The sequence below is a fragment of the Dictyobacter vulcani genome, from assembly GCF_008974265.1.
GTDB classification, from domain to species: domain Bacteria; phylum Chloroflexota; class Ktedonobacteria; order Ktedonobacterales; family Ktedonobacteraceae; genus Dictyobacter; species Dictyobacter vulcani.
This window is the reverse complement of record NZ_BKZW01000001.1, coordinates 1,669,838-1,692,359: the sequence shown is the minus strand read 5'-3', so window position 1 is coordinate 1,692,359 and position 22,522 is coordinate 1,669,838. Positions and strand designations below refer to the sequence as shown.

The 22,522-nt window shown below is 51.0% G+C and carries 18 protein-coding genes and 2 pseudogenes; 17 read left to right on the top strand and 3 right to left on the bottom strand.

Annotated elements, in window-relative coordinates; genetic code table 11:
• Positions 1–23: 23 nt before the first annotated feature.
• The 11 genes and pseudogenes from rsmH to ftsZ form a co-directional block, all read left to right on the top strand.
• On the top strand, positions 24–1,016 hold the full coding sequence (gene rsmH / locus KDW_RS07050) for a 16S rRNA (cytosine(1402)-N(4))-methyltransferase RsmH (RefSeq protein ID WP_151755303.1): 993 nt from the start codon (positions 24–26) through the stop codon (positions 1,014–1,016).
• Between the two features lie 89 nt (positions 1,017–1,105).
• Entirely contained in the window at positions 1,106–1,522 is a 417-nt protein-coding gene (locus tag KDW_RS07045) for a hypothetical protein (protein ID WP_151755302.1), read from the top strand.
• Between the two features lie 30 nt (positions 1,523–1,552).
• On the top strand, positions 1,553–3,304 hold the full coding sequence (locus tag KDW_RS07040; RefSeq protein ID WP_151755301.1) for a peptidoglycan D,D-transpeptidase FtsI family protein: 1,752 nt from the start codon (positions 1,553–1,555) through the stop codon (positions 3,302–3,304).
• Positions 3,305–3,483: 179 nt separating this feature from the next.
• Positions 3,484–3,819, top strand: a complete 336-nt coding sequence (locus KDW_RS07035; protein ID WP_151755300.1) for a hypothetical protein — start codon at positions 3,484–3,486, stop codon at positions 3,817–3,819.
• 107 nt (positions 3,820–3,926) lie between these two features.
• On the top strand, positions 3,927–5,624 hold the full coding sequence (gene ftsW / locus KDW_RS07030; protein ID WP_151755299.1) for a putative lipid II flippase FtsW: 1,698 nt from the start codon (positions 3,927–3,929) through the stop codon (positions 5,622–5,624).
• Between the two features lie 45 nt (positions 5,625–5,669).
• A complete protein-coding gene (gene murG / locus KDW_RS07025; protein ID WP_151755298.1) occupies positions 5,670–6,827 on the top strand; it encodes an undecaprenyldiphospho-muramoylpentapeptide beta-N-acetylglucosaminyltransferase in 1,158 nt (385 codons plus the stop codon).
• A complete protein-coding gene (gene murC, locus KDW_RS07020) occupies positions 6,824–8,299 on the top strand; it encodes a UDP-N-acetylmuramate--L-alanine ligase (RefSeq protein ID WP_151755297.1) in 1,476 nt (491 codons plus the stop codon). Before murG ends, murC begins: the two co-directional genes overlap by 4 nt.
• Positions 8,300–8,309: 10 nt before the next feature.
• Positions 8,310–9,329, top strand: a complete 1,020-nt coding sequence (gene murB / locus KDW_RS07015; RefSeq protein WP_151755296.1) for a UDP-N-acetylmuramate dehydrogenase — start codon at positions 8,310–8,312, stop codon at positions 9,327–9,329.
• A 109-nt stretch (positions 9,330–9,438) separates the two neighbouring features.
• Positions 9,439–10,506 (top strand): cell division protein FtsQ/DivIB, encoded by a 1,068-nt coding sequence (locus tag KDW_RS07010; protein WP_162005022.1) that lies wholly within the window; start codon positions 9,439–9,441, stop codon positions 10,504–10,506.
• Between the two features lie 85 nt (positions 10,507–10,591).
• The gene (gene ftsA / locus KDW_RS07005) at positions 10,592–11,830 is read left to right on the top strand and encodes a cell division protein FtsA (protein WP_151755294.1); all 1,239 of its coding nucleotides are present in this window, start codon (positions 10,592–10,594) and stop codon (positions 11,828–11,830) included.
• Between the two features lie 144 nt (positions 11,831–11,974).
• Positions 11,975–12,934: pseudogene (gene ftsZ, locus KDW_RS35795) on the top strand (cell division protein FtsZ); the annotation flags it as partial.
• Between the two features lie 724 nt (positions 12,935–13,658).
• Here ftsZ and KDW_RS06995 read toward each other — a convergent pair.
• The 3 genes and pseudogenes from KDW_RS06995 to KDW_RS33675 all read right to left on the bottom strand — a co-directional run bounded on the left by KDW_RS06995 (position 13,659) and on the right by KDW_RS33675 (position 16,150).
• Entirely contained in the window at positions 13,659–14,447 is a 789-nt protein-coding gene (locus KDW_RS06995) for a BON domain-containing protein (protein WP_151755292.1), read from the bottom strand.
• 260 nt (positions 14,448–14,707) lie between these two features.
• The gene (locus KDW_RS06990; RefSeq protein WP_162005021.1) at positions 14,708–15,340 is read right to left on the bottom strand and encodes an SCO family protein; all 633 of its coding nucleotides are present in this window, start codon (positions 15,338–15,340) and stop codon (positions 14,708–14,710) included.
• 31 nt (positions 15,341–15,371) lie between these two features.
• Positions 15,372–16,150 (bottom strand): annotated as a pseudogene (locus tag KDW_RS33675) (heme o synthase).
• A 514-nt stretch (positions 16,151–16,664) separates the two neighbouring features.
• Here KDW_RS33675 and KDW_RS06980 point away from each other — a divergent pair.
• The 6 genes from KDW_RS06980 to KDW_RS06955 all read left to right on the top strand — a co-directional run bounded on the left by KDW_RS06980 (position 16,665) and on the right by KDW_RS06955 (position 22,389).
• Complete coding sequence (locus tag KDW_RS06980; protein ID WP_151755290.1) at positions 16,665–17,573, top strand: cytochrome c oxidase assembly protein; 909 nt, start codon at positions 16,665–16,667, stop codon at positions 17,571–17,573.
• Between the two features lie 228 nt (positions 17,574–17,801).
• Positions 17,802–18,938, top strand: a complete 1,137-nt coding sequence (gene coxB, locus KDW_RS06975; protein WP_151755289.1) for a cytochrome c oxidase subunit II — start codon at positions 17,802–17,804, stop codon at positions 18,936–18,938.
• Between the two features lie 53 nt (positions 18,939–18,991).
• Positions 18,992–20,686, top strand: coding sequence for a cytochrome c oxidase subunit I (gene ctaD / locus KDW_RS06970; RefSeq protein ID WP_151755288.1), 1,695 nt, complete (start codon positions 18,992–18,994; stop codon positions 20,684–20,686).
• Positions 20,687–20,735: 49 nt separating this feature from the next.
• Entirely contained in the window at positions 20,736–21,107 is a 372-nt protein-coding gene (locus KDW_RS06965) for a hypothetical protein (RefSeq protein WP_151755287.1), read from the top strand.
• Positions 21,108–21,162: 55 nt separating this feature from the next.
• A complete protein-coding gene (locus KDW_RS06960) occupies positions 21,163–21,774 on the top strand; it encodes a cytochrome c oxidase subunit 3 (RefSeq protein ID WP_151755286.1) in 612 nt (203 codons plus the stop codon).
• 201 nt (positions 21,775–21,975) lie between these two features.
• Positions 21,976–22,389 (top strand): hypothetical protein, encoded by a 414-nt coding sequence (locus KDW_RS06955; RefSeq protein ID WP_151755285.1) that lies wholly within the window; start codon positions 21,976–21,978, stop codon positions 22,387–22,389.
• Positions 22,390–22,522: the final 133 nt, after the last annotated feature.

Below are 22,522 nucleotides of genomic sequence, written 5' to 3'. Positions count from 1 at the left end.
ATATCTAGAATTTTTAATAATTGATGACTATGGAACATACACAACATGTGTCGGTAATGTTAGATGAGGTGTTAGAGTATCTTCAGCCCAGGCCAGGAGGACTCTACATCGATGGTACATTAGGCGGTGGAGGCCATACTGCAGCTCTCTTAGAGCGGTCGGCCCCTGATGGGAAGGTTTTGGGTATCGATACCGATACGCAGGCCCTGGCTCGGGTGGGCGAACGGCTGGCAGAATTTGTGGCCAGTGGCCGTCTGGTGTTAGCGCATGGTAATTTTTCTGATCTAGAGGACATTGTCAATGAAACCGGTTTTGGGGCCGGTCAGGCAATCCAGGGCATCCTGTTAGACTTAGGATTCTCATCTGATCAGATGGATAACCCTGAACGCGGTTTCGCTTTTAGTGCGGATGGTCCATTAGATATGCGTCTTGATCAAAGCTTGCCGTTGACGGCGGCCGATCTGGTCAATGGTGCCAGTGAGCAGGAGCTGGCGGATATTTTCTGGCGTTATGGTGAAGAGACCCGTTCTCGACCCATGGCGCGCCGTATTGTCCGTGAACGCGAAAAAGGTGCCATCACTCGAACGTCCCAACTGGCGAAGCTGCTCGCGGCTGGCGTTCCACACAAGCCAGGTGCTATCCATCCCGCGACCCGTGCCTTTCAGGCCCTTCGTATAGCTGTGAATCGTGAATTAGAGCGCCTGGAGACAGTGCTACCTCAGATTGTGAATGTCCTTGAGCGAGAGAAAAAGAGCGATGAGGATGGTATGGGTGCGGGGAGGATGGTGATTATCGCATTCCATTCGCTAGAAGATCGCATTGTCAAAGAATTTATTCGGCGTGAGGCAAAGGATTGTATTTGCCCCCCTCGTCTTCCTGTGTGTATGTGTGGTCATAAGGCACGATTACGTAACCTGACAAATAAGCCTGTCGTGGCAAGTGAGCAGGAGATTACACGTAATCCTCGCGCTCGTAGCGCCAAATTACGAGCCGCTGAAATAGCTATCGATTCGTAGCGCGTCATATGTAGGGGGTGTAAGGATGCAGGAGTTCCTGCTATGAATGCATCACATGGATGCTTCAACATCTCGAAGGAACGCAACGTATGATGGATGACCTGAAGAAGCGCAATAACAATGTCCGCCAGGTGAGTTTGGCCTCAGCCAGGCCGGTCTTTGCCGCGAAAAGAAGGCGACAGCTACGCCCATTTTTCTTTCATATGGGTCCGGCTGCCCTGGCGATCACCAGCGTGCTGCTGGTCGCACTGATGGCGGTACTTTATCTGGCACAGGTAGGTCAGGCTGCGGTAGCCAATCAGCAGCTACAACAAATTCGCAGTGAACAATCAGCCCTGCAGCGAAAAAATCAGGACCTGGCCCAGAGTATTGCTATTGAGCGTTCCCCGGCTTATATCACTGACCACGCCAAAAAATCCGGCATGGTCCCGGCTGATCCCGCGCGGGTGAAAGTGATCAAGATTCCAGGTTTGCAGCCGCTACACGATCAAAATCAAGGTAGATAACTATACGATGTCTGAATGAGGAGGCCGTAGATGAGTACAGAATTACGCCGTGCACGTAACCGCCAGATGGTGATCTTTCTGCTGGTTTGCGCGGGCATGGTTATTCTGTCTGGCAGGCTCTACTACTGGCAAGTCATCAACGGACCTCGTCTGGCTCAGGCTGCTAATGCTGAACATATCCAGACCCAGACCGTTAACGCGCCGCGTGGCCGTATTTACGATGCAACTGGCCAATTGTTGGCAACCAACGTTGTACGTGACGACGTGTATATCGAGCCATCGCAACTGGTGACCGATTATCCAGATACCTATCAGAGCGAGCGCGAGAGCCTGGTCCAAAAGTTGCATGCTGTGCTGAATGATATCGCGCCTGAGAAATTGAAGAGTGCTTTCAATTCTTCCGTGCCAACTGTGCTCATTGCGACCTCCATTACGCCAGATCAAAGCCAGAAACTACGCGATCTACATCTGCCTTATACATTTCTAGAGCCGCGTACCTGGAGGACGTATCCTGCTGGAGATCTGGCGGCCCAGATCATTGGTTATGTCCAGGAAGATGCCGCAGGCTCTTCTCCCAAAGGGGTGTACGGCATTGAAAAAATGTATAATAAACAGCTTTCTGGTAAGGCAGGCAGTTTTGTTGCTGAGACCGATCTCAATGGCAATCCTTTAAATGTCGGCTCAAGCTCTGAGCAAGATATGGTTGATGGTGCTGATGTAACCCTGACGATCAATAGCACTATTCAGTATAAAGTGCAGACTGCATTGGAGGAGCGCGTCAAGCAGATGGGGGCTGAGAGCGGAACCGCTGTTGTACTCAATGCTCGCACGGGCGCAATTGTTGCGCTGGCAGGTGCTCCCTCATTTGATCCCAATGACTATGGCAAGTATGCATCCAGCACCGGTTGCCGTGGTCAGCTTGAAGTTTATAGCAATCCAGCACTCTACTGTGCTTATGAACCAGGCTCAACCATGAAAGCCATTACCATGGCTGCTGGCCTGGATCAGCATCTGATTAAGCCGACTGATGCCATCCAGGATCCAGGTTATCTGGCTTTTACGGATGGGACGCCGGCGGTTACCAACTGGATGCATAAAGGCTATGGTACTGAATCGATGACTCAGGTGTTGGAGCATTCGGCCAATGTTGGAGCCGCCTGGGTCGCAACTCAGAAACTGGGGGCCAAACGGTTCTATCCCTATTTGCAACAATTTGGCTTTGGGCAAGCAACAGGTGTCTTGCAGCCAGAGGCAGCAGGTATGTATCGAATCCCAACCTCCAAGGATTGGTCACCCAGTGATCTGGCACGACAATCCTTTGGCCAGAGCATCCTGGTCACACCCTTGCAAATGGCGTCGGCCTACCAGGCTATCGCGAATGATGGTGTCAAGATGAAACCCTATCTTGTCTCCTCGATTCAAGATAAAGAGCATCCAACAACCTTTCAGCCCCAGGAGGAGCACAAGGTTATCAGTCCAGAGGCAGCCAGAGCTCTGGCATCGATGTTGGAGAGTACGGCAAAGTTCAATGACAACACAGTTCCTGGCTATCGCACAGCCGTCAAGACAGGAACCGCAACCAATCAAAGTCTGGCAGACACGAATACCGACGCCTCAATGGCTGGTTTCCTGCCTGTTTCAAACCCACAATTTGTTATTCTGGTGAAAATTGATCACCCGACAGCGACTATCTATGGAGGAAGTGCAGCTGGACCGACCTGGAAAGCCATCGCGCAACAACTGATGTGGCAATATAGTATTCCACCAGATGATCCCGCCTGACAGGCAAGGATCAATGTGTGACAAGCGTGAGGATTGACCAGTTAACCTGTTCTGGCTGGCCATTGAAAAACAATCGTGATGCCGCTCATCTGTGGCGAACATAACTCACACGATTGAATGGCATGATAAGTGGAAGTGGCTGTGTGCATGGCATATAGAGTGTTGAAAAGGTGTGAGAGATGAAAGATAAAAAGAAGCGTTCACGGCAAGATGATGCATCTATAGAACAGACAGAATTGAGTGAGACCTGGCAAGAGCTCTTAGGGCATCGGGTTTCCGCCGGGCCAGAAAAAGCCAAAAAAGACCCTGAGGAACAAAAAGATGCCGAATCCGGCATCCCAACCCTCGAAAGTGACCCCTGGAGTACGTTAATCCAAGCAAAGGGTGTTGAAGTTGTAGATTTACACAAAACCCGTTTGCAAATTAGCGATAAAGAAGTCGAGCAGATGCTCCAGGTTATGCAAGAGCAATCCGCTCAGCAAGATGACGAGGGTTCATCGTCAAAGCAGCACTAACTTGGGAACCTTGCTGGTTTCCAGTGTACTAGAAAATATGTTCTATGTCAAGGCCATAAGCTGTCAGGTTTTGGGATTTGCGCCAGGAAATAAAGAAAAGAAGCTTCATGCCACAAGATAAACTCAAGCGAGGAAAGCCAGCGGACGAGAGAAGTATCAAAGGTACGCGGCGTAGAGAACTAGCTCCGCCTACCTTTCGTTCCCCTGCGCTTGACTCGTTAGAACAGAAGAATCGGATACAGGCTGAGAAGGGAAAGCGCCGTGCGGCTTTACCCCCGCCCACCCATGGGGCGAAACTGGTAAAACCCAGGGTGCCAGCCCGGCGTGTCCAGATGAGCTATGCGGCAGAAGATGTGCTGGCTGACAAGAGTAATTTGCATAAAAGCTTGCCACGTCTGAGAAGCAAGCCCTTAAGCCCGGCCGCATCGCCAGCGCCAGAGCAATCCGAACTTGAGCAGGTGACGCCTGAAGAGCCATTAGAAGTTTTAGCGGGCAGGCGTGGATCCTCGGGAAGGCCCTTTTTACCCCGACAGACGGCTGATCTTCTGCGCCACCCGCCGGTACGGCCCAGTATACCCCTGCAGGTAATCAGTGAAGAAGAGCAGCAGAAATTAGCTTCTCTGGAGATGCTCCTGCCGCGTGTACCTGGCAAGCCGGATTCCATCTTGCTGGTAGTAGTGCTGGCTTTGCTCTGCATCGGGATGATCATGGTCTATAGCGCCAGCTCATTTACGTCTGCGCGCTATTTTGGCGATGCCTCATACTACTTTCAAAAGCAGTTACTGGGCATGGTACTGGGTGTTGTGGTGATGCTGGTGACGATGCGAATTGATTATCGCATCTGGCGGCGCTTCTCACTTCTGGGATTAGCCATCGGGCTGCCCTTATTAGTGGCGGTCCTGTTTGTCGGGACGAACGCCTATGGCGCATCGCGCTGGCTGGTCTTTGGGTCCTTTTTCTCATTTCAGCCCAGTGAGTTGATTAAATTAGTCCTGGCCTTGTATATTGCTGACTGGCTGGCTCGTAAAGGAAAGCAAGTAGGCACATTTCTCTATGGGTTAACCCCCTTTGTGCTGCTGGTTGGTCTGGTCATCGGAGTTGTCCTGCTGCAAAAAGATATGGGAACGGCCAGCGTCATTGCTGTCCTGACCACCGTGATGTTTTTCACTGCCGGTGCCAATATTCTACAATTCTTACTGGCAATGGGCTGTGGTTTCTTAATCTTTTTGTCCCAGGCATTTAGCGGATATCGCTATTACCGTTTGATTGGTTTCCTTAATCCGTTTAAGTATACGACAGACATTAATTTGCAGCTGTATCAATCGCTGCTAGCGCTTGGATCTGGCTCCTGGCTTGGGGTTGGCCTGGGTGCAAGTCGGCAGAAGACAGGGTATCTGCCCTTGCCCTACATCGACTCCATATTTGCCATTATTGGTGAAGAGATGGGATATATTGGCTGTATGGTTGTGGTTGTTTTGTTTATGCTACTGGCCTTTCGTGGATTTCGTCTGGCCCGGCGTACGCAGGACGTGTATGGTGCTTTATTGGCGACAGGTATCACTACCTGGATTGTCGTGCAGGCCATGATTAATATTGGTGCAACCACTGGTTCAATACCGTATACGGGCGTCCCGTTACCCTTTATCAGTTTTGGTGGTACCTCGCTGGTGATCTCACTGGCCGGGATCGGTGTCCTGCTCAATATCTCGCGCTATAGCCAGGAGCCAGAAGATCCTGCGCTGTCGCGGCAGACGATTACAAAAAGGCTGCCTACAAAAAGGTTAAAAAGGAAAGAAGCCCGATAGAGCTCCGAGTTACTCGGGTGCTTTTATCGGTCATGGAACAGAGTTATGCGAATTCTTATCTCGGGGGGTGGAACCGGGGGCCATATCTATCCGGCCCTCGCTGTGGCGACCCACCTGCGCAATACATATAATGCGGAAATTCTTTATCTAGGTAGTGATGATGGCCTGGAGACGCAACTGGTACCGGCCGCCGGTTTTCAGATGGCGACGATTAAAGCGGGCAAGCTTCAACGCTATGTTTCGGTTAAGACCGTCAAGGGCATTGCCCGGGTCCCGGTTGGTCTGGTTCAGGCTCTGGGTATCGTACGCAAGTTCCGGCCTGATGCGACTTTCACCAGCGGTGGTTATGTCGCGGTGCCTGCAGGACTGGCTTCGAAGGTTAATGGGGTTCCACTCTTGCTGCATCAGCAGGACGTGCCACCTAATCTCTCGAATAAATTGATTGGACCATTGGCCAGCCGTATCTCGATCGCCTTTGCCGACTCGCAGAAATATTTTCCAGCCGACAAGACATTGCTGCTGGGGAATCCCATTCGGCAAGAGATCCTGGATGTGCGTCAGGTCAGTGTACATGAGGCGCGCAGTAAACTGGGACTGGATCCAGCGTTGCCTTTACTGTTGGTGACGGGTGGAAGTCAGGGGGCGCGTCATTTAAATCAAGTGGTGGCACGGGCCTTGCCTGAGCTACTCAAGTTCTGCCAGGTGTTGCAGATCAGCGGCCAGAAGCTCTTTGCTGAAACACAGACGCTGGCTGAAAGTACTATGGCTGAGTTAGAAGAAGGATTACGTCAGCGCTATCGCCTGGTGCCTTATCTTTCGGATGAGATGCCACTGGCTTTGCAGGCATCTGAACTGGTAGTCTGCCGGGCGGGTGCGGCTACCCTGAGTGAACTGGCAGTGCTGGAGAAGCCCAGTATCCTGGTTCCGCTGCCTCCAGCGTTAGGAAGTTCGCCACAGGAGATTAATGCCGAAACTTTCCGCAGTGCACACGCTGCAGAGGTTATCCGCAACGATGCATTGAAGCCGGGGTTATTGATCAGTCGTGTACAACATGATATAAACTCTGCTAGTCTGCTTGAAATGGCGCGGGCGTTGAAAGATTTTGCCCGGCCTGACGCCACACAGGATATCGCGGCAGCAGTAGTAGAGCTGGCACAAGGCACAAGAGCGCGCGTGCCAGAACACAAAGGGAGAAACGCTTGAACAAGTCACGCTTGCATTTTATGGGTATTGGAGGCCAGGGCATTTCAGCCGTTGCGCAGATGGCGCTGGCGGCTGGAGATATTGTCACAGGTTGCGATCAACGCGAATCCGCAACCGTGCGTGCCTTACGCGAGGCAGGGATTGCCATCCAGATTGGACATAGCGCTGACCATCTCACCGATGTTGACACGCTGGTCATCAGTCCCGCCGTTCCCGCACTGGATCCTCATAATCCCGAATTGCTGGCCGCTCAGCAGCGTGGCTTACGCGTTGTGACCTGGCAGGAAATTCTGGGAGAATTGATGCTGGACAAATGTGTGCTCTCAATTAGCGGTGTGCATGGTAAGGGTACAACTACCGCCATGCTCTCACTGATGCTGGTAGATGCCGGATTGGATCCCACCTGTGAGATCGGGGCAGTGGTGCCACGCTTTGGAGCCAATTATCGTCTGGGGAACAGCGCTTATTTTGTGAATGAGGCCGATGAGTTTAATCATAACTTCTGGCATTATCATCCACGCCTGGTGATTGTAACCTCGATCGAGTTCGAGCATCCAGAATTCTTTGCCGACTATGCGGCCTTCCTGAATGCTTTTGAGCACTTTATTCGCGGCATGGATATGGAGCGCGAGTGGCCAGTGCCACCCACGGTCATCCTGAACGCGGATAGCCCAGGCTGTTGGGATCTGCGCGCACGCCTGCAGGATTGGCCCGGACGGATCCTGACGTACTCGGTCGGTAATCATGCAGCACCCGAACAGGGTCCAGCCACCTTTGAAGCATATGATATTAAGCTGGATGGTCAGACCACGTTCCGCGTCCGTTCCCAAATGGGTCCGGTGATGCCAGACGAACAGGTTTTCAGCTTGCCCTTGCCCGGCGCTTACAATATCGAGAATGCGCTTGCCGCTTTGAGCGCCGCACATCTGCTCGGTGTGAAGTCTGAGAGTATTGCCCGATCGCTGGCCGAATTCCGTGGTACCCGGCGGCGCTTTGATATCCGCCAGCAAGGTCCGCTAAAGGTGCAGGAGCGCGTGCTGGATGTCACACTGGTGGATGATTACGCCCATCATCCTACCGCCATTGCTGCGACCCTGGAAGCCACACGTCGGCGTTATCCTGGTCAGCGTCTTATCGCGGTCTATCAGCCGCATATGTATAGCCGTACCAAAACTTTCTTTCAGCAATTTCTACGTGCTTTCGATGCAGCCGATATCGTCATTATCGCCGACATTTTTCCGGCACGTGAACGTGATACCGGATTAATCCATTCGCGCGATCTGGTGGAAGCGCTGGCGCAGCAACCCGCTTTTGTGCAGGGGCGCGTACAGGTACTGCACGGCGGCAGCGTCGCCGAGACCAGCGCGCTGCTGGCCGAGACATTGCGCTCAGGCGATATGGCCGTGATCATGGGTGCGGGAGATATTTACGTCGTCACAGAAAATTTGCTGAAAAATACACAACAGGCCTAGAGGAAAAGACATGATATTTGATGCTGAGATAGCCTATAACGAACTGTTCGCCCGCTTCGGTAGCCGTGTGCGCCGGAATGAGCCATTAGCCCGCCACTGCACCTTTGGCGTCGGTGGTCCCGCTGATGTATGGGTCTCAGTTGATAAACCCGAAGATCTTGTGGGCCTGGTCACTCTCTGCGCGGAACACCGCTGGCCATTGCTGATCACCGGTAATGGCACCAACGTCCTGTATGCTGATGCAGGTGTGCGCGGTGTGGTCGCGCGAGTAGCCATCAATACCTATACCATTGAAGAGCGTGGTCCAGACAGTGCCTTTTTGACCGTAGGTGCGGGTATCAGCTGGCCACGTATCATCAATGAGCTTACTCCCATGGGATGGGGTGGTTTGGAGTTTGGCCCTGGCATTCCAGGCACATTAGGTGGTGGAGTTGTCAGTAATGCGGGTGTCCATGGTCACGATCTGGGACAGGTACTGGAGTGGGTTGACATCGTTGACGCACGCCAGTGCGAGGAGCAAGCCATCGCCCCTACCGTGGTGCGTTATCAACACGATGAACTGGACCTGACATACCGGCATAGCCGTTTTCGGGCTCAGCGACGCGTCCAGTTTGATGCCGAGGGGAATCCTGTTGCCGCTCTACACAAGTTGATTGAGCCAGCGGAGATTGTGATGCAATTGGGTATCCGGTTGCACCGGGAAGATCCCCAGAAGTTGCGGGCCGCAATCGATGAGCATAAGCAATATCGTAAACGTACCCAGCCACCGCAACAGAGCGCAGGCTCGATGTTTAAAAATCCACAAGGTGACTATTCAGGACGGCTGATCGAAGCCGTTGGTTTGAAGGGAACGATTGAGGGGGGAGCCCAGATTTCTGAGCGTCATGCCAATTTTATTGTCAATGTAGGTGGAGCACGTGCAGGCGACGTTGCCACTCTAATTAAAGAAGCGCACCAGCGTGTCTATGAGCGCTTTGGTATTGATTTAGAGTTAGAGGTCGAGTTGCGCGGGGAGTGGAAGGCACTATGACATGACAGAAAGGAAAATGCTACCGTCGCACCGGGCAACGCGGAGCTATAATAAGCTGGAAAAAGTTTATGCTCCGCGTAGAGATGTAAAGCAAGGAACCGCGCGCAACATGCTGGTTTCTTCTCGCTCGTCAAAACGTGTAGTTACGGTCCCAGAGGCAGATCCTTCGGCAGCATGGCATACGTTTGATCAGCGTCAGGTCCAACTGCGTCAGGTACGCTCGCGAGCCCAAAAGCCGGTCAAGCTGGTTCCACGCACACTGGTTCAGACGGGCATACGAGCAAGCAACGGACGTATTCATACGCCACGGCGACCACTGCCCTATAAATCATCGATTCCAAGGCGTAGCGGTCGTCGAGTCGCTCGCCGTGGTCTCTTCTGGAAAGTTTGTGGTGCCCTGGCGGCGATTGTCTGTATCGTGGCCGCCATTAACTTTGCCCTGACCAGTGATTACTTTCGCCTCAAGCATGTTGAAGTTGTGGGTACCCAGAACGCAGCCTTGATGCAAAGTATCCAACATATGGGGGCTCAGGGACAGAACATTTTCCTGATTGACACAGATAGCTTACAGAAGCGTATTCAAACGTCTTCATTGGTCGCAGCAGTTGAAATCAAAAAGCAATTTCCTGATCAACTGCTGGTAACCATTAAAGAGCGCCAGGCGAAAGTTTTGTGGCAGAATGCGCAGGGCACATTTAGCGTTGATCAGCAAGGCATCGTGATTGCTCCGGTAAGTGCGACGACGGATACGACACAGCTAGCAACCGTCGTCGACCTTACCGAACAACAACCTGTTTTGCAAAAAAGCGCACAAACTGTGCCGTCATTGCATCCTGGAACGTATTTAAAGAACATTGATATTGTATTTGCAAGTAATGTTTGGCAGCGAGTTCCTAAAGTCGCAGGTATTGATACGTTCAAACTGTATTACGATGGTACAATATATGCTAGTACTACCGGACCAACACATGGCATGGCGAGTAGTAGCGGATCATATATCATTGAAAGTCCGAACGGTTGGAAGGCGTATTTAGGCAATTCGCAGGATACGAACTCGCTGGACAATCGGCTCAAAGAATTAAATGAAATTGTAAAGCTTGCACGCCAGCAGCAAATGAATATTGCCACTATTGATTTACGTTATGGCCTGCGACCAGTCTTTACTCTACAACACTAAGATCGTGAATAATACACATGACAGGTCTCAATTACTGTATTCGTAGTGCGTCTCACAAGTGTACCGCCCAATAGGAGCGTAGATCGTGCAAGAGCGGGTGATTGTCGGTATCGACGTCGGAACAACAAAAATCTGTGTCCTGGTCGGCGAACTGGATCGTGACGGGAAGCTGAATATTGTTGGCGTTGGCACCTGCCCTTCACAGGGGTTGCGCCGTGGGGTGGTGGTAAACATTGAAGAGACCGTCACTTCAATTGCAGCGGCGCTTGATCGTGCTGAACGCTTATCAGGTAAGAAGATTACCTCTGCGTATGTGGGTATTGCCGGGAGCCATATTACCTCGGAGAACAGCAAGGGCTTTGTCGCTATCTCCCCGAAGAATCGGGATATTGAACAAAACGACATTAGCCGTGCCTTCGAGGTTGCCCGTGCAATCGCTATTCCCGCGAATCGAGAATTGATTCACGTTATTCCGCGGGGTTATGTTGTCGATGGACAAGAGGGCATCAAAAATCCAATCGGTATGTCTGGTTTCCGCCTGGAGGTGGAGGCGCATATCATCACCGGTTCAGTGTCCTCGATGCACAATTTGATTAAATGCGTGCATAAAGCGCATGTTGAGATTGAGGATCTCGTGCTGGAGCCCCTGGCTTCCGGCGATGCTGTTTTAGAAGAAGGCGAGACCGATCTGGGGGTTGCCCTGGTTGATATTGGTGGAGGCACCACCGATGTCGCGGTCTATACGGATGGCGCTATCTGGCACACCATCGTGTTGCCCGTCGGTGGTAATCTGATTACCAGCGATATCGCCATCGGCCTACGGCTTCCAGTTGGAGTGGCTGAGGAACTCAAAATTACGTATGGACATTCTGATCCGTCAACTATAGATGAAGACGATATGATCGATCTGTCACAATTCATGCCAGACTGTGACGATCTGGTGCCACGCAAGCTGCTGGCTGAAATCATCCAGGCGCGTGTGGACGAGATCTTCAGTATGGTGCATGAAGAGATCAAAAAATCTGGGTATGATGGATTATTGCCCGCGGGTATTGTGATTACTGGAGGAACAGCCGAGCTACCAGGTATTTTAGAACTGGCAGGCCAGATTTTAGATCTACCGGCTCGTATCGGATCTCCTCTGGGACTCCATGGTTTATCTGACTCTATTAACCGGCCAGCTTTTTCGACGGCGGTTGGTTTGCTGCTATGGGGATTGAGTAATACCTCGCTCCTCATGGAAGAAGAAGAGCTGCCCGATGTAGATGTTGACAGTAATCTTGTCTCTCGGTTTGGGCGCTGGCTACGTGCATTTATTCCTTAAGCGATGGGACTCATTTATAGGCGGACAGCCGCATTAAGGAAAAGAACATAACTGCAACAAAACGCTTGTCGTTCGTTGTACACATAAGAGGTGTTCATCTATAAAGGAGAAACTCGAAAGGGGGCCACGAAGGAAATGTTACCAATGGGAAATCATCAACTTGAAGGCTTCGCCCAAATCCGTGTGATCGGTGTTGGGGGAGGTGGCAGTAATGCGGTGAACCGTATGATTCAGGCCGGTATGACGGGTATCGAATTTATCGCTATCAATACAGATGCCCAGGCCTTACTGCTTACAGAGGCACCGCATCGCATCCGTATTGGCGATAAGCTGACACGTGGCCTTGGCGCAGGCGGCAACCCTGGCGTGGGTATGAAGGCCGCAGAGGAGAATGCGGAAGATATCTATGAGGCCCTGAAAGGGTCTGATATGGTGTTTATCACGGCTGGCATGGGTGGTGGTACTGGCACTGGCGCGAGCCCGGTTGTGGCACAGATCGCGCGTGAGGTTGGTGCGTTAACCGTGGGGGTAGTCACCCGCCCCTTTACCTTTGAGGGCAAGAAGCGCTTGCTTTCAGCTGAAGAGGGTATCAACAATCTGAAACAACATGTTGATACTTTGATTACCGTGCCCAATGATCGTCTGTTGCAGGTTGCAGATAAGCGTACACCGCTTGCCGACGCCTTCCGGTTAGCCGACGATGTCCTGCGTCAGGGTATCCAGGGTATCAGTGATTTGATCACCGTGCCCGGGTTAATTAACCTGGACTTTGCGGACGTTAAGACGATTATGTCGGCGGCCGGTTCAGCATTGATGGCAATTGGTGAAGCCAATGGTGAGAGTCGGGCTACCGATGCCGCGCATATCGCGATCTCCAGTCCTTTGCTGGATATCGATATCAGCGGTGCTCGTGGCGTGCTCTTCAATATCACTGGTGGCATGGATATGACCCTGTTTGAGGTCAATGAGGCAGCCGACATTATCAGTCAGGCGGCCCATCCAGAGGCTAATATCATCTTTGGAGCGGTCCAGGATCCAAATTACGAAGGGAAAGTCAAAATCACGGTTATCGCTACTGGTTTTGATCAGGCTCCAACAAGCCGTTCGGCGACTGGAGTGCATACGTTTACGAATACACCACGGCCAGAGTACGATCGTGGTCGTCTCTATACTGTCTCTAATCCAGCTCAGGCCAGTGGTAGCACTCCTGGTAATATACCGGCCCGCTCAGGCTCATCTCAGGGCTATCAGTCACCGGTTACACCATCAGTACACCAGGTTGCCAACCATCCAACTGGACCAATGCCAGCGGCTCAACGTAATCAGCAGCCGCCTGCCAGCCAGCGTAATCAGCAGTCACCGGCCAGTCAGCGCAATCAGGCCGCCAGGCCAGCTTCAGCATCGAATCCCGCGCTGCCACCATTTGCCTCTGATTCCGGTCGGCCACGTGTACCGGGTACAGGGTATACGCCCGCGCCTGCTTCGATGCCCATGATGAATAATGCTGGACTGGATAGTGACGAGGATGTGTTGGATCGCTCTATGGAGAGTCTGCCCACCCCCGATATGGATGTGCTGCCAGCACCAGAGTTAGAAGACCAGGCTGTACGTCCCCGTCCGGACGGTCAACCTCATCGGCATGTACGACGTTTAGATCGGGGCGCCGCATCTGAACTTTCGCGTGGGAATCGTAATACACCATCTGGTGATGTTATCGACATTCCAGCCTTCTTACGCAAGCGTTAATCTACGCACAACAAAAACAGCGGGCCGCTTAACACAAGCGGCCCGCTGTTTTTGTTGTGTGGTTGAGAAAGTTTGACTCGCTTTAGGCGTTACGAGTCTTACCCAGATTGCCAGGAATATCCTTGTTCAGCCCGATATGGTTTACAACCACGCGGACACCAGGAATACCAACAACCTCTCGCTCCAGCGCATACTTCATACTGGTCTTCGGTACATCCCCATAGAGGTGCAAGATGTAATTCTCTACCAGGATAGAAATATTCTGGGCGCCATCCAGTTTTCCCTGTTCCTTCAAATTCTCGACGCGTGTATAAGCAGCATTCAAGATGGTATCTTCAGCCACAATGAAGTTGCGTACACCTGCGACACCAGGAAGTTGGGTGAGTTCTGCCTCAAGGCGCTCGCGCTGGACTTCCAGTTCGATTTTGCCATAAAGGGCCAGCACAACGCCTTCGGGGGTCTCGTTTTCGATTTCAACTTTAACAGGATGATTGCTGAAGGCCGTACTGCCCAGGGTGACAATTTGCTCTGCCGTAGCACGTGCACGATCCAATACCTCATGTGCAGGTAGTGAGACCAGCGGCTTTCGCACAGCAACCTCATCATGGGAAGTGGCCATGGGATCTTCCAGAGCCCAGCCTAAAATACCCCAGAGTACAAATACAGCAGCGACAAGTGTCAGCCAGGGGGCGTCAGGGATAAACAACAGACCGGCCACGGCAACCAGTATGGCAACGCTTAAGACAAATGGCCACATACTGGGTCCAGGCATATGGATATGGTGCTCAGCCTCTTCGACATCCTGATATGACTCAAGGGACGAATTAACATCGTCCACTGCGAGATTTGTTTTTTGAAGAGATGTTTCCATACGCTCTCGCTCTCCTCCGCGAATGGTTTACAATCAGCAAGGACTCTTATTTGTATTTCATAATAGTGGTCCTGTACATTTAAGCATACCAAATATATGAGGTTCGTGCAACTACAATTTTACTAGAAATGCTGTGCTTGCGTGAGCTTCCAGAGCGTCCTCTCCACGTCATCATCGTATAATAAGCAAGCAAACAAAAAAGGACGAAGTCCTGAGTAAATCGGGACCTCATCCTTTATGTCAAACCAGGACTATAGTCGTTATTTCTCTTTCAACAATTGTTGTAAGTTGGCGGCCATCTGTGCGGGCTTGAAGTCATCACCCATATACACTCGCTCTTTGCCTTGCTTATCAATGAGATAGAGGGCGGTACTGTGATTCACTTTCTGCTGCATCTGTTGTGCATAGATACTGTAGCTAGACCAGATGGGAGAAAGCTCTTTTTGCGTGCCGGTCAGGAAGTGCCAGTAGGCTTGCATATTATGCTCAGTTGAAAACTTGAGCGCTTCCGCGGTTGTATCCCGCTTGGGATCTGTGCTGACTGCTATAATGGCAACGTTTTTTGCATCACTGCCCATCTGTTGCAGGGTTGTATGCAGATTTTCGGCTGTTAATGGGCAGACATCAGGGCAATGGGTATAGAGAAAGGTGACTACCACAGGTTTACCATGAAACTGTGCCAGCGAAACAGGTTTACCATACTGGTCTGTCAGCTGAAAATTAGGCGCAGGTGTGCCACCCAGATCAGTTCCTTGCAAGCCAGATGGACTGGTAGCAGCTGTGCTGGCTGTCTGAACGTGCTGGCTCTGCTTTTGTTGGATAACGGTAACAATAATGACGACCAGAATTGCCAGCGTGATGACAGATAACCGTGAAGCAAGTCGCCAACTCATACGCATACTCATAATATTTTGACCCTGATAACTAGAAAAGGACTCGATCTACGACCATGATTGCGAAGATTGCAGCCAGATAGCAGTTAGAGTACCAGAAAATAGTGCGTGCCCAATTTTTTTTGTGGTCGGTAAGTAAGCGAATGGACATATAAATCAGAATGCCACCCAGGATTACGGCACCGATCAGGTAAAGATAGCTCATGGTGTGCATCAGGAAGAGCATCATGGTCACGGCAAACAATAAGAGTGAGTAGAAAAAGATCTGGCGGCGTGTCTCGGCTTCGCCCAGTACGACCGGCATCATTGGTACGTGCGCCTTCTCGTAGTCCTTCTTAATCAGGAGGGAGAGGGCCCAGAAGTGGGGGGGCGTCCAGTAAAAGATAATAGCAAACAGCCAGATGGCGGCCAGTGAGAGGCTATTGGTTGCAGCGGCCCAGCCCACGAGGACGGGTACAGAGCCAGCGGCACCACCAATCACAATATTCTGGGCACTGGTGCGCTTCAAGCCCAGCGTATACACAAATACATAGAACAGAATCCCATCGCCAGTGCCGCGCTCAGTAGATTGACCAGCAAGGCCAGGACGGCGAATGAAGCAACACCCAGTCCAACGCCAAAGATCAATGCCTGCGTAGGCTGGACCCGACCGGAGGGTAATGAGCGGCGTTGGGTGCGGCCCATAATCTGGTCGATATCGCGATCAATATAACAGTTAATGGCATTGGCGCTACCAGCCGCCATCGCGCCACCCAGCAACGTTGCCAGCACTAATCCCAGATTGGGAAGGCCACGACCAGCAATCGCCATAGCGGCCACCGTCGTACCTAGCAACAGAACCGTCACGTGCGGTTTCATCAAATTGATGTAAGCTGAAAGAGTCTGACGAAATGGACTGACCTCTTTTGGCTCTTCAAGCTCATTATGGCTTAATACCTTCATGCATGGGCTCCCTTTAGTCTATAAAGTTTGACGCTCCCTATTGTCGGCCTCATTCCTGATATCACCCTTGCAACCAGTTTCTTCTACCTTACAATTGCCTGAACGTTTCCTGGTAAGGGCATATACATGTGTTTGTCCAAACACTCATCCAGGATTAGGATGGTTTCTCACCATCGTGGATGGCGTGGGTGAATTCCTCCACCTCAAAATTTATGGTGGTTCTGCGGGGGGGCTGAGCCGCCCCGCAGAACCACCATAAAAAAAAAGCGAGCGCCGCAGGCGCGAGGCGTTAAGTACTTCCAACTCTGAGCAAAATTTACTTGTCGCTCTTTCGTAGTCCTGCTATAGTATGTAAGAGGATTTTCTGGAAAGGTCATCAAACATGCGAGCTGATGTCGGATTAAACTTTTGGCTCACCCAATGGAACTGGCAGCCATCAATTATTCTGGGGACCATAATCATCCTTGGCCTCTATGTCTATCTGGTCGGACCATTTCGCGAAAAACATCACCTGGGAGCACCGGTAAAAACCCGCCAGGCGGTATTATTCTTTGCCGGTGTCTACTGTATCTTTTTCGCCCTTGTCTCACCACTAGATGAGCTAGGTGATGCCTATCTCTTTAGCGCGCATATGGTACAACACCTGTTAATCACCATCGTTGCTCCTCCGCTGCTGATCGTGGGATTGCCGGACTGGTTATTGCAGCCCTTGTTGCAAAAACGCCTGATCTATCGAATTGGTAAATTCTTCACGTATCCAGCGGTAGCTTTTGTCCTTTTCAATGCTAATTTCTGGCTCTGGCATGCGCCGGCGCTGTATGATGCGACGCTGTATGATCCTAATCTCCACATTTTAGAGCATATAACGTACATCATCACTGGCGTCATCTACTGGTGGCCAGTCTTTAGTCCGCTTTCAGAAGGATGGCCGCGGCTCCCGATGGTGGGCCAACTGATGTATATCTTTCTGGGCGGCATGCCAACGGTGTTACTGGGAGCCGGACTGACATTTACGAATCCTTTATATGAACCTTATATTCATGCACCGCGTGCATGGGGTCTCTCACCTGCCACTGATCAGCAGCTGGGAGGACTGATTATGTGGATACCAGCCAATATTGCTTACATTATTGTGGCGAGCGTCTTTTTTATTCGTTGGATGCAAGCTCAGGATGCCAGGCAAAGGCAGGAAGAGGCACTGTTGTACGACACTGAAGCCGAAGATGATGCTGAGGTTGAAGAAGAGGCAACGGCGGCTAAACAATTGCCCGCTGGTGACGTGTCTTTATAAGAATATTAATGACCTTACTATCCAATTAAGCGATCAGCCTTTAATCCCTGAATGCAGGCAGGACACTGCCTCTTCGTTCAGGTGCTTGTAAGGTTAATTTTTTTAATTGCAAGTTTTGTGTTAGGCTCCATCGCTACACTACACCAGTACAGTGGAAAAATGTCGCCTTAAAACAAGACATCATCGTCCATCGTCAATCAATTTTTTAGGAGAGATTTAGACGTGAGGATGCCAGTATTTCCCAGAACAAAGCGCTGGATAGCTCTGCTCGGCTGTCTGCCATTGTTCTCTATTCTTTTCGCCGCATGTGGCGAAAACTCACCCTCTATCTTAAATACTGCAGGGCCCGTAGCAGCAAGCGAGAGCGGCTTGTTCTGGATTATCCTGTGGATTTCGGTCGTCATCTTTATCCTGGTTGAGGGTATATTGATTTTCTCTATTGCTCGCTATCGTGAGCGCCCTGGGATGCCAAATCCGTTCCAGCGCCACGGTAATATGACTTTAGAGCTGATCTGGACTGTTATTCCGACACTCGTACTCTTTGTGATCCTTTTCTTTACCATTCGTGGTCTTTTACAGGTAGCACCAGAGAACGAGCCGGCTCCAACAGCCGCCCAGCCAAGGATCGAAGTGACTGCAATTGGTCACCAGTGGTGGTGGGAGTTCCATTATCCGAATTACAATGTGACAACAGCTGATACATTAGAAGTGCCTGTTAATGCAACTATCCATGTCAATCTGTTCTCAAACAACGTAATTCACAGTTTCTGGGTTCCCGCGCTGACTGGTAAGACTGACCTGGTACCTGGTCACGAGAACAAAAAGTGGTTCGTGGCTGAAAAAGAGGGAACGTACTTAGGTATCTGTGCCGAGTATTGTGGTACCCAGCATGCGAATATGCGTTTCAACGTCAAGGTAGTATCCAGTGATGCTTTTAAATCCTGGATGTCGACGCAACAGCAGGCTGCTGTCAGCCCAACTGATTCTCTTGCTCAGAAGGGTCAAGAGCTGTTTAAAAATCAGTGCGCTTCTTGCCATGGTATTGTTGGTGTGAATGTCAAACAATACTATGATACGCAGAAAGAATGTACGGATGCTCCTGGTGGTAAGGCTAATGGCACTCCAGAGTGTCAGCTTGGACCTAACCTGACCCACTTTGGTAGCCGTAGTCTGATTGCAGGTGGCGTATTGGATAATAACGCTGACAAGTGTAATCCCAATAATCCCAACTTGCTGCAAGAATGTAACCTGGCAAAATGGTTGAAGGATCCTCAGGGCGTCAAACCTGGGAATGACATGGCCATCGGTGAACTCACCAATGACCAGATTCAACAGTTGGTTGCTTATCTTGAAGGTTTAAAATAACCTGCCTTGCCCTGTTGCTCTTTGTTGAGAGCTAGACACTGGAGGATTTGCGCATGGCAACTCGCACCATCGGTGAACACACAACTGTGACAACAACAGGTGTTCGCCGAAAGCGTTTTAGCGAAAGCTACATTGGTGAGTGGATCACAACGACCGACCATAAGCAGCTCGGTTTGATGTATCTGATCACCGGCTTCTTTTTCTTTGTCGTGGGCGGTATGGAAGCGCTCCTGATCCGCACACAGTTGGCCTTGCCGGATGGTAAAGTTCTGTCACCTCAGGTTTATAACCAGATCTTTACCATGCACGGTACGACCATGATTTTCTTGTTCGTTATTCCGGTACTCTCGGGATTTGGTAACTATGTTGTGCCGCTGATGCTGGGTGCGCGTGATATGGCGTATCCACGTATGAATGCCTTTGGTTTCTGGCTGTTGCTCCTTGGTGGTATCTTCATGCAGTCCAGCTTCCTGATTGGTCAGGCACCAAACGGCGGCTGGTTTATGTATGCACCATTGAGTGAACTGGTGGCTGGTCATGCCTTCGAGGCGACCCCGCATATGAATGCCGACTTCTGGCTGCTGGGTACTACCCTGCTGGGTATCTCATCGATTACTGGTTCGCTCAACTTTGTCGTAACCATCTTCAAATTGCGCGCTCCTGGTATGAGCATCAACCGCATGCCTCTGTTCTCATGGATGATCCTGGTGATGTCCTTCCTGTTGCTGTTCGCTCTGCCCAGTCTGACTGTGGCCAGCGTACTGCTGCTGCTGGACCGCCACATGGGCAGTCATTTCTATCAGTATGGCAACGGTGGTGATCCCCTGCTCTGGCAGCACTTGTTCTGGTCATTTGGACACCCTGAGGTGTACATCCTGATCCTACCAGCCTTTGGTATTATCTCTGAAATTTTGCCGGTCTTCTCGCGCAAGCCAATTTTCGGTTATACCTTCATCGCCTGGTCGGGTGTGGCAATTGGTTTCTTGAGCTTTACCGTATGGGCTCACCACATGTTCGCTGTGGGTCTGCCTTCGATCGCTCAGGCCTTCTTTGCTACCAGCACAACGCTGATCGCTATTCCGACGGCGGTAAAAATCTTTAACTGGCTGGCGACCATCTTCCAGGGTAAGATCCGACTCTACACTCCGATGCTCTTTGCATTGGGCTTTATCGCTATGTTCTTGATCGGTGGTTTGAATGGCGCTGCTCTGGCGGTTGTTCCATTCGATTATCAGATCACTGACAGCTACTTTGTGGTGGCACACATCCACTATGTACTCTTTGGTGGTACAGCGCTGGCCGTCTTCGCGGGTATCTATTACTGGTTCCCCAAGTTTACAGGCAAGCTGATGGATGATCGCCTGGGTAAGTGGCACTTCTGGGTGACCTTCCTGGGTCTGAACCTGACCTTCTTCCCAATGCACATCATGGGAATTCTGGGTATGCCTCGCCGTGTGTACACCTATCCTGCCAATCTGGGTTGGAATGATCTGAACCTGATGGCTTCGATCGGTGCATTGATTATCGGCGTTGGCGTGATCATGTTCATGATCAACTTCATCAAGAGCTTGAAGTATGGACAGCCCTCAGGTGACGATCCCTGGGATGCCTTTACATTGGAATGGGATACTACCTCTCCTCCGAAGAAATATAACTTCCTGGAGATTCCGGTTGTACGCAGCCGCCGTCCCTTCTATGACAAAAAGTATCCAGAACATGCTGACTGGAAATCTGTCGTTGAACATTAATCCGAAATGACGATCCACTCCGGTGGAACAAGACTAGTAGAGGTATAAGGTGTCTCAAGAACAAAAAGACCACGTGGAGCAGTCAGTGCAGGCTGAGGAGAGCGACGTTACTGCCGCTCCCCTCAACAGCACACCGTCCCCCGACTCTGCGCCAGTTGAAAAAGAGCCGGTGGCAGCCGAGGGGACCACTACGACGGAGGGAGCGACCAAACGTGGCACAACAGGCAAGAAACGGACCAGGGCCCGAGGCCGGCTGGTCAACGCCGAAGAGGTGATGCCGCGACCAAGTATCTGGCCGCTGGGCATGGCGTTTTCGATCGCGTTTGTCTTGTTTGGTGTCATTGCTGGCCCAATTTTTCTTGGGATCGGCGTTGTCCTTCTGCTTGTCTGTTGTCTGGGTTGGATTTTAGAGCGTCGCTAAAGATGAGTCGCTCGCCGGGCGAGCCTCATCTTTGTAGAGTTAGGGAGTTACTTGTATGAGTACTGCTCATGGCGAGCAGGTAAGGATACTGGAAGAGCATGGCCAGGAGACTGGACGCGGCCTCAACTGGTGGGGCATGGTTTTCTTCATTGCCTCAGAAGCTCTGATCTTTGCCAACCTGATCGCTGCTTTCCTCTATCTGGAAATCCGCAATGGTGGTGTGGGCTGGGAACTGCCAGTTAGCTGGATACCTTTTTTTGCTACGGCGCTTCTGCTTTCTAGCAGTGGCTTTGTGCATATGGCGGGTTCCGGTATTCGCAAAGGCAATCGGAGAAACCTGATCATTGGCCTGACTGGCACGATAATTCTGGGAGCGATCTTCCTGGGTTGTCAGGCTTATGAGTATACCAACCTGATTGTGAACGAACACACTACGATTTCTTCGAGCATTTTCGGATCAGCGTTCTTTACGTTGACGGGCTTCCATGGTCTGCACGTAACGATCGGTGCGATCTTCTTGCTGGTGGTGCTGGTACGCTCTCTGCGTGGTCACTTCACCAAGGAGAATCACTTCGCCGTTGAAGCTGCCGAGATGTACTGGCACTTCGTGGATGTGGTCTGGGTCTTCGTGTTTACGCTCGTTTACCTGGTGCCATTGTTCCGCTAAGTCTATCTTTCCGATAGAAGTGTCTGCTGAAGGGTTTTTTATCGTCGCATAGACGATAAAAAACCCTTCAAATTATTCTTACCCGTTTTCTGGATCCACAGCTTCTTTATCACCGTGTTACAAAGATACGTATGTTACAATGAGAAAGCAAGCTAGCCTTCCCGTAGATCGTCCCGTTTTTGAGCAAGAAAGGACAGTGGTATGAAAGATGCAATGCACGGTGGAGAGCCTGGCGTTGCCGTTCAGCATAGTGACGTGCGCAAACGGAAAAGTTCAGCATCTCAATACTGTTCGATATGTACAAGTCGCATCTGGGTGGATCCAGTAGATGTGAGGGAGCCGGAAGGTGTGCCTGAGCCTCGTCTCTCATGGACATTATGTAAATCCTGCCACCAATTCTTACAGACCGAGATGGAGCGTTCTCCTGTAAGCTCGCCTTTGCGTTTGCGGATTGCGATGGGTATGGTTGCGTCCGAACACTGGCCTCATGCCTACTCTACTCGTGTGCGCGACTATATTAATGATCGGCGTATGATTATTTTTATTGCCGTCTCCCTCTTTATTGCTATGCTGCTTCACCTCATGCTTGTTGTCATGATTGTAGGTCTTAAGTAGGGCACTCGCATCTTTGAGTACCAGATAGTAAGACACTGAATACCCCACTTAAGCATGCTAAAGCGTCCTGACAGGCTCTTTCAGCCCCATTGGTTGAGTTGTACATGGTTGACTCTTTTTGCTAGAATATGAG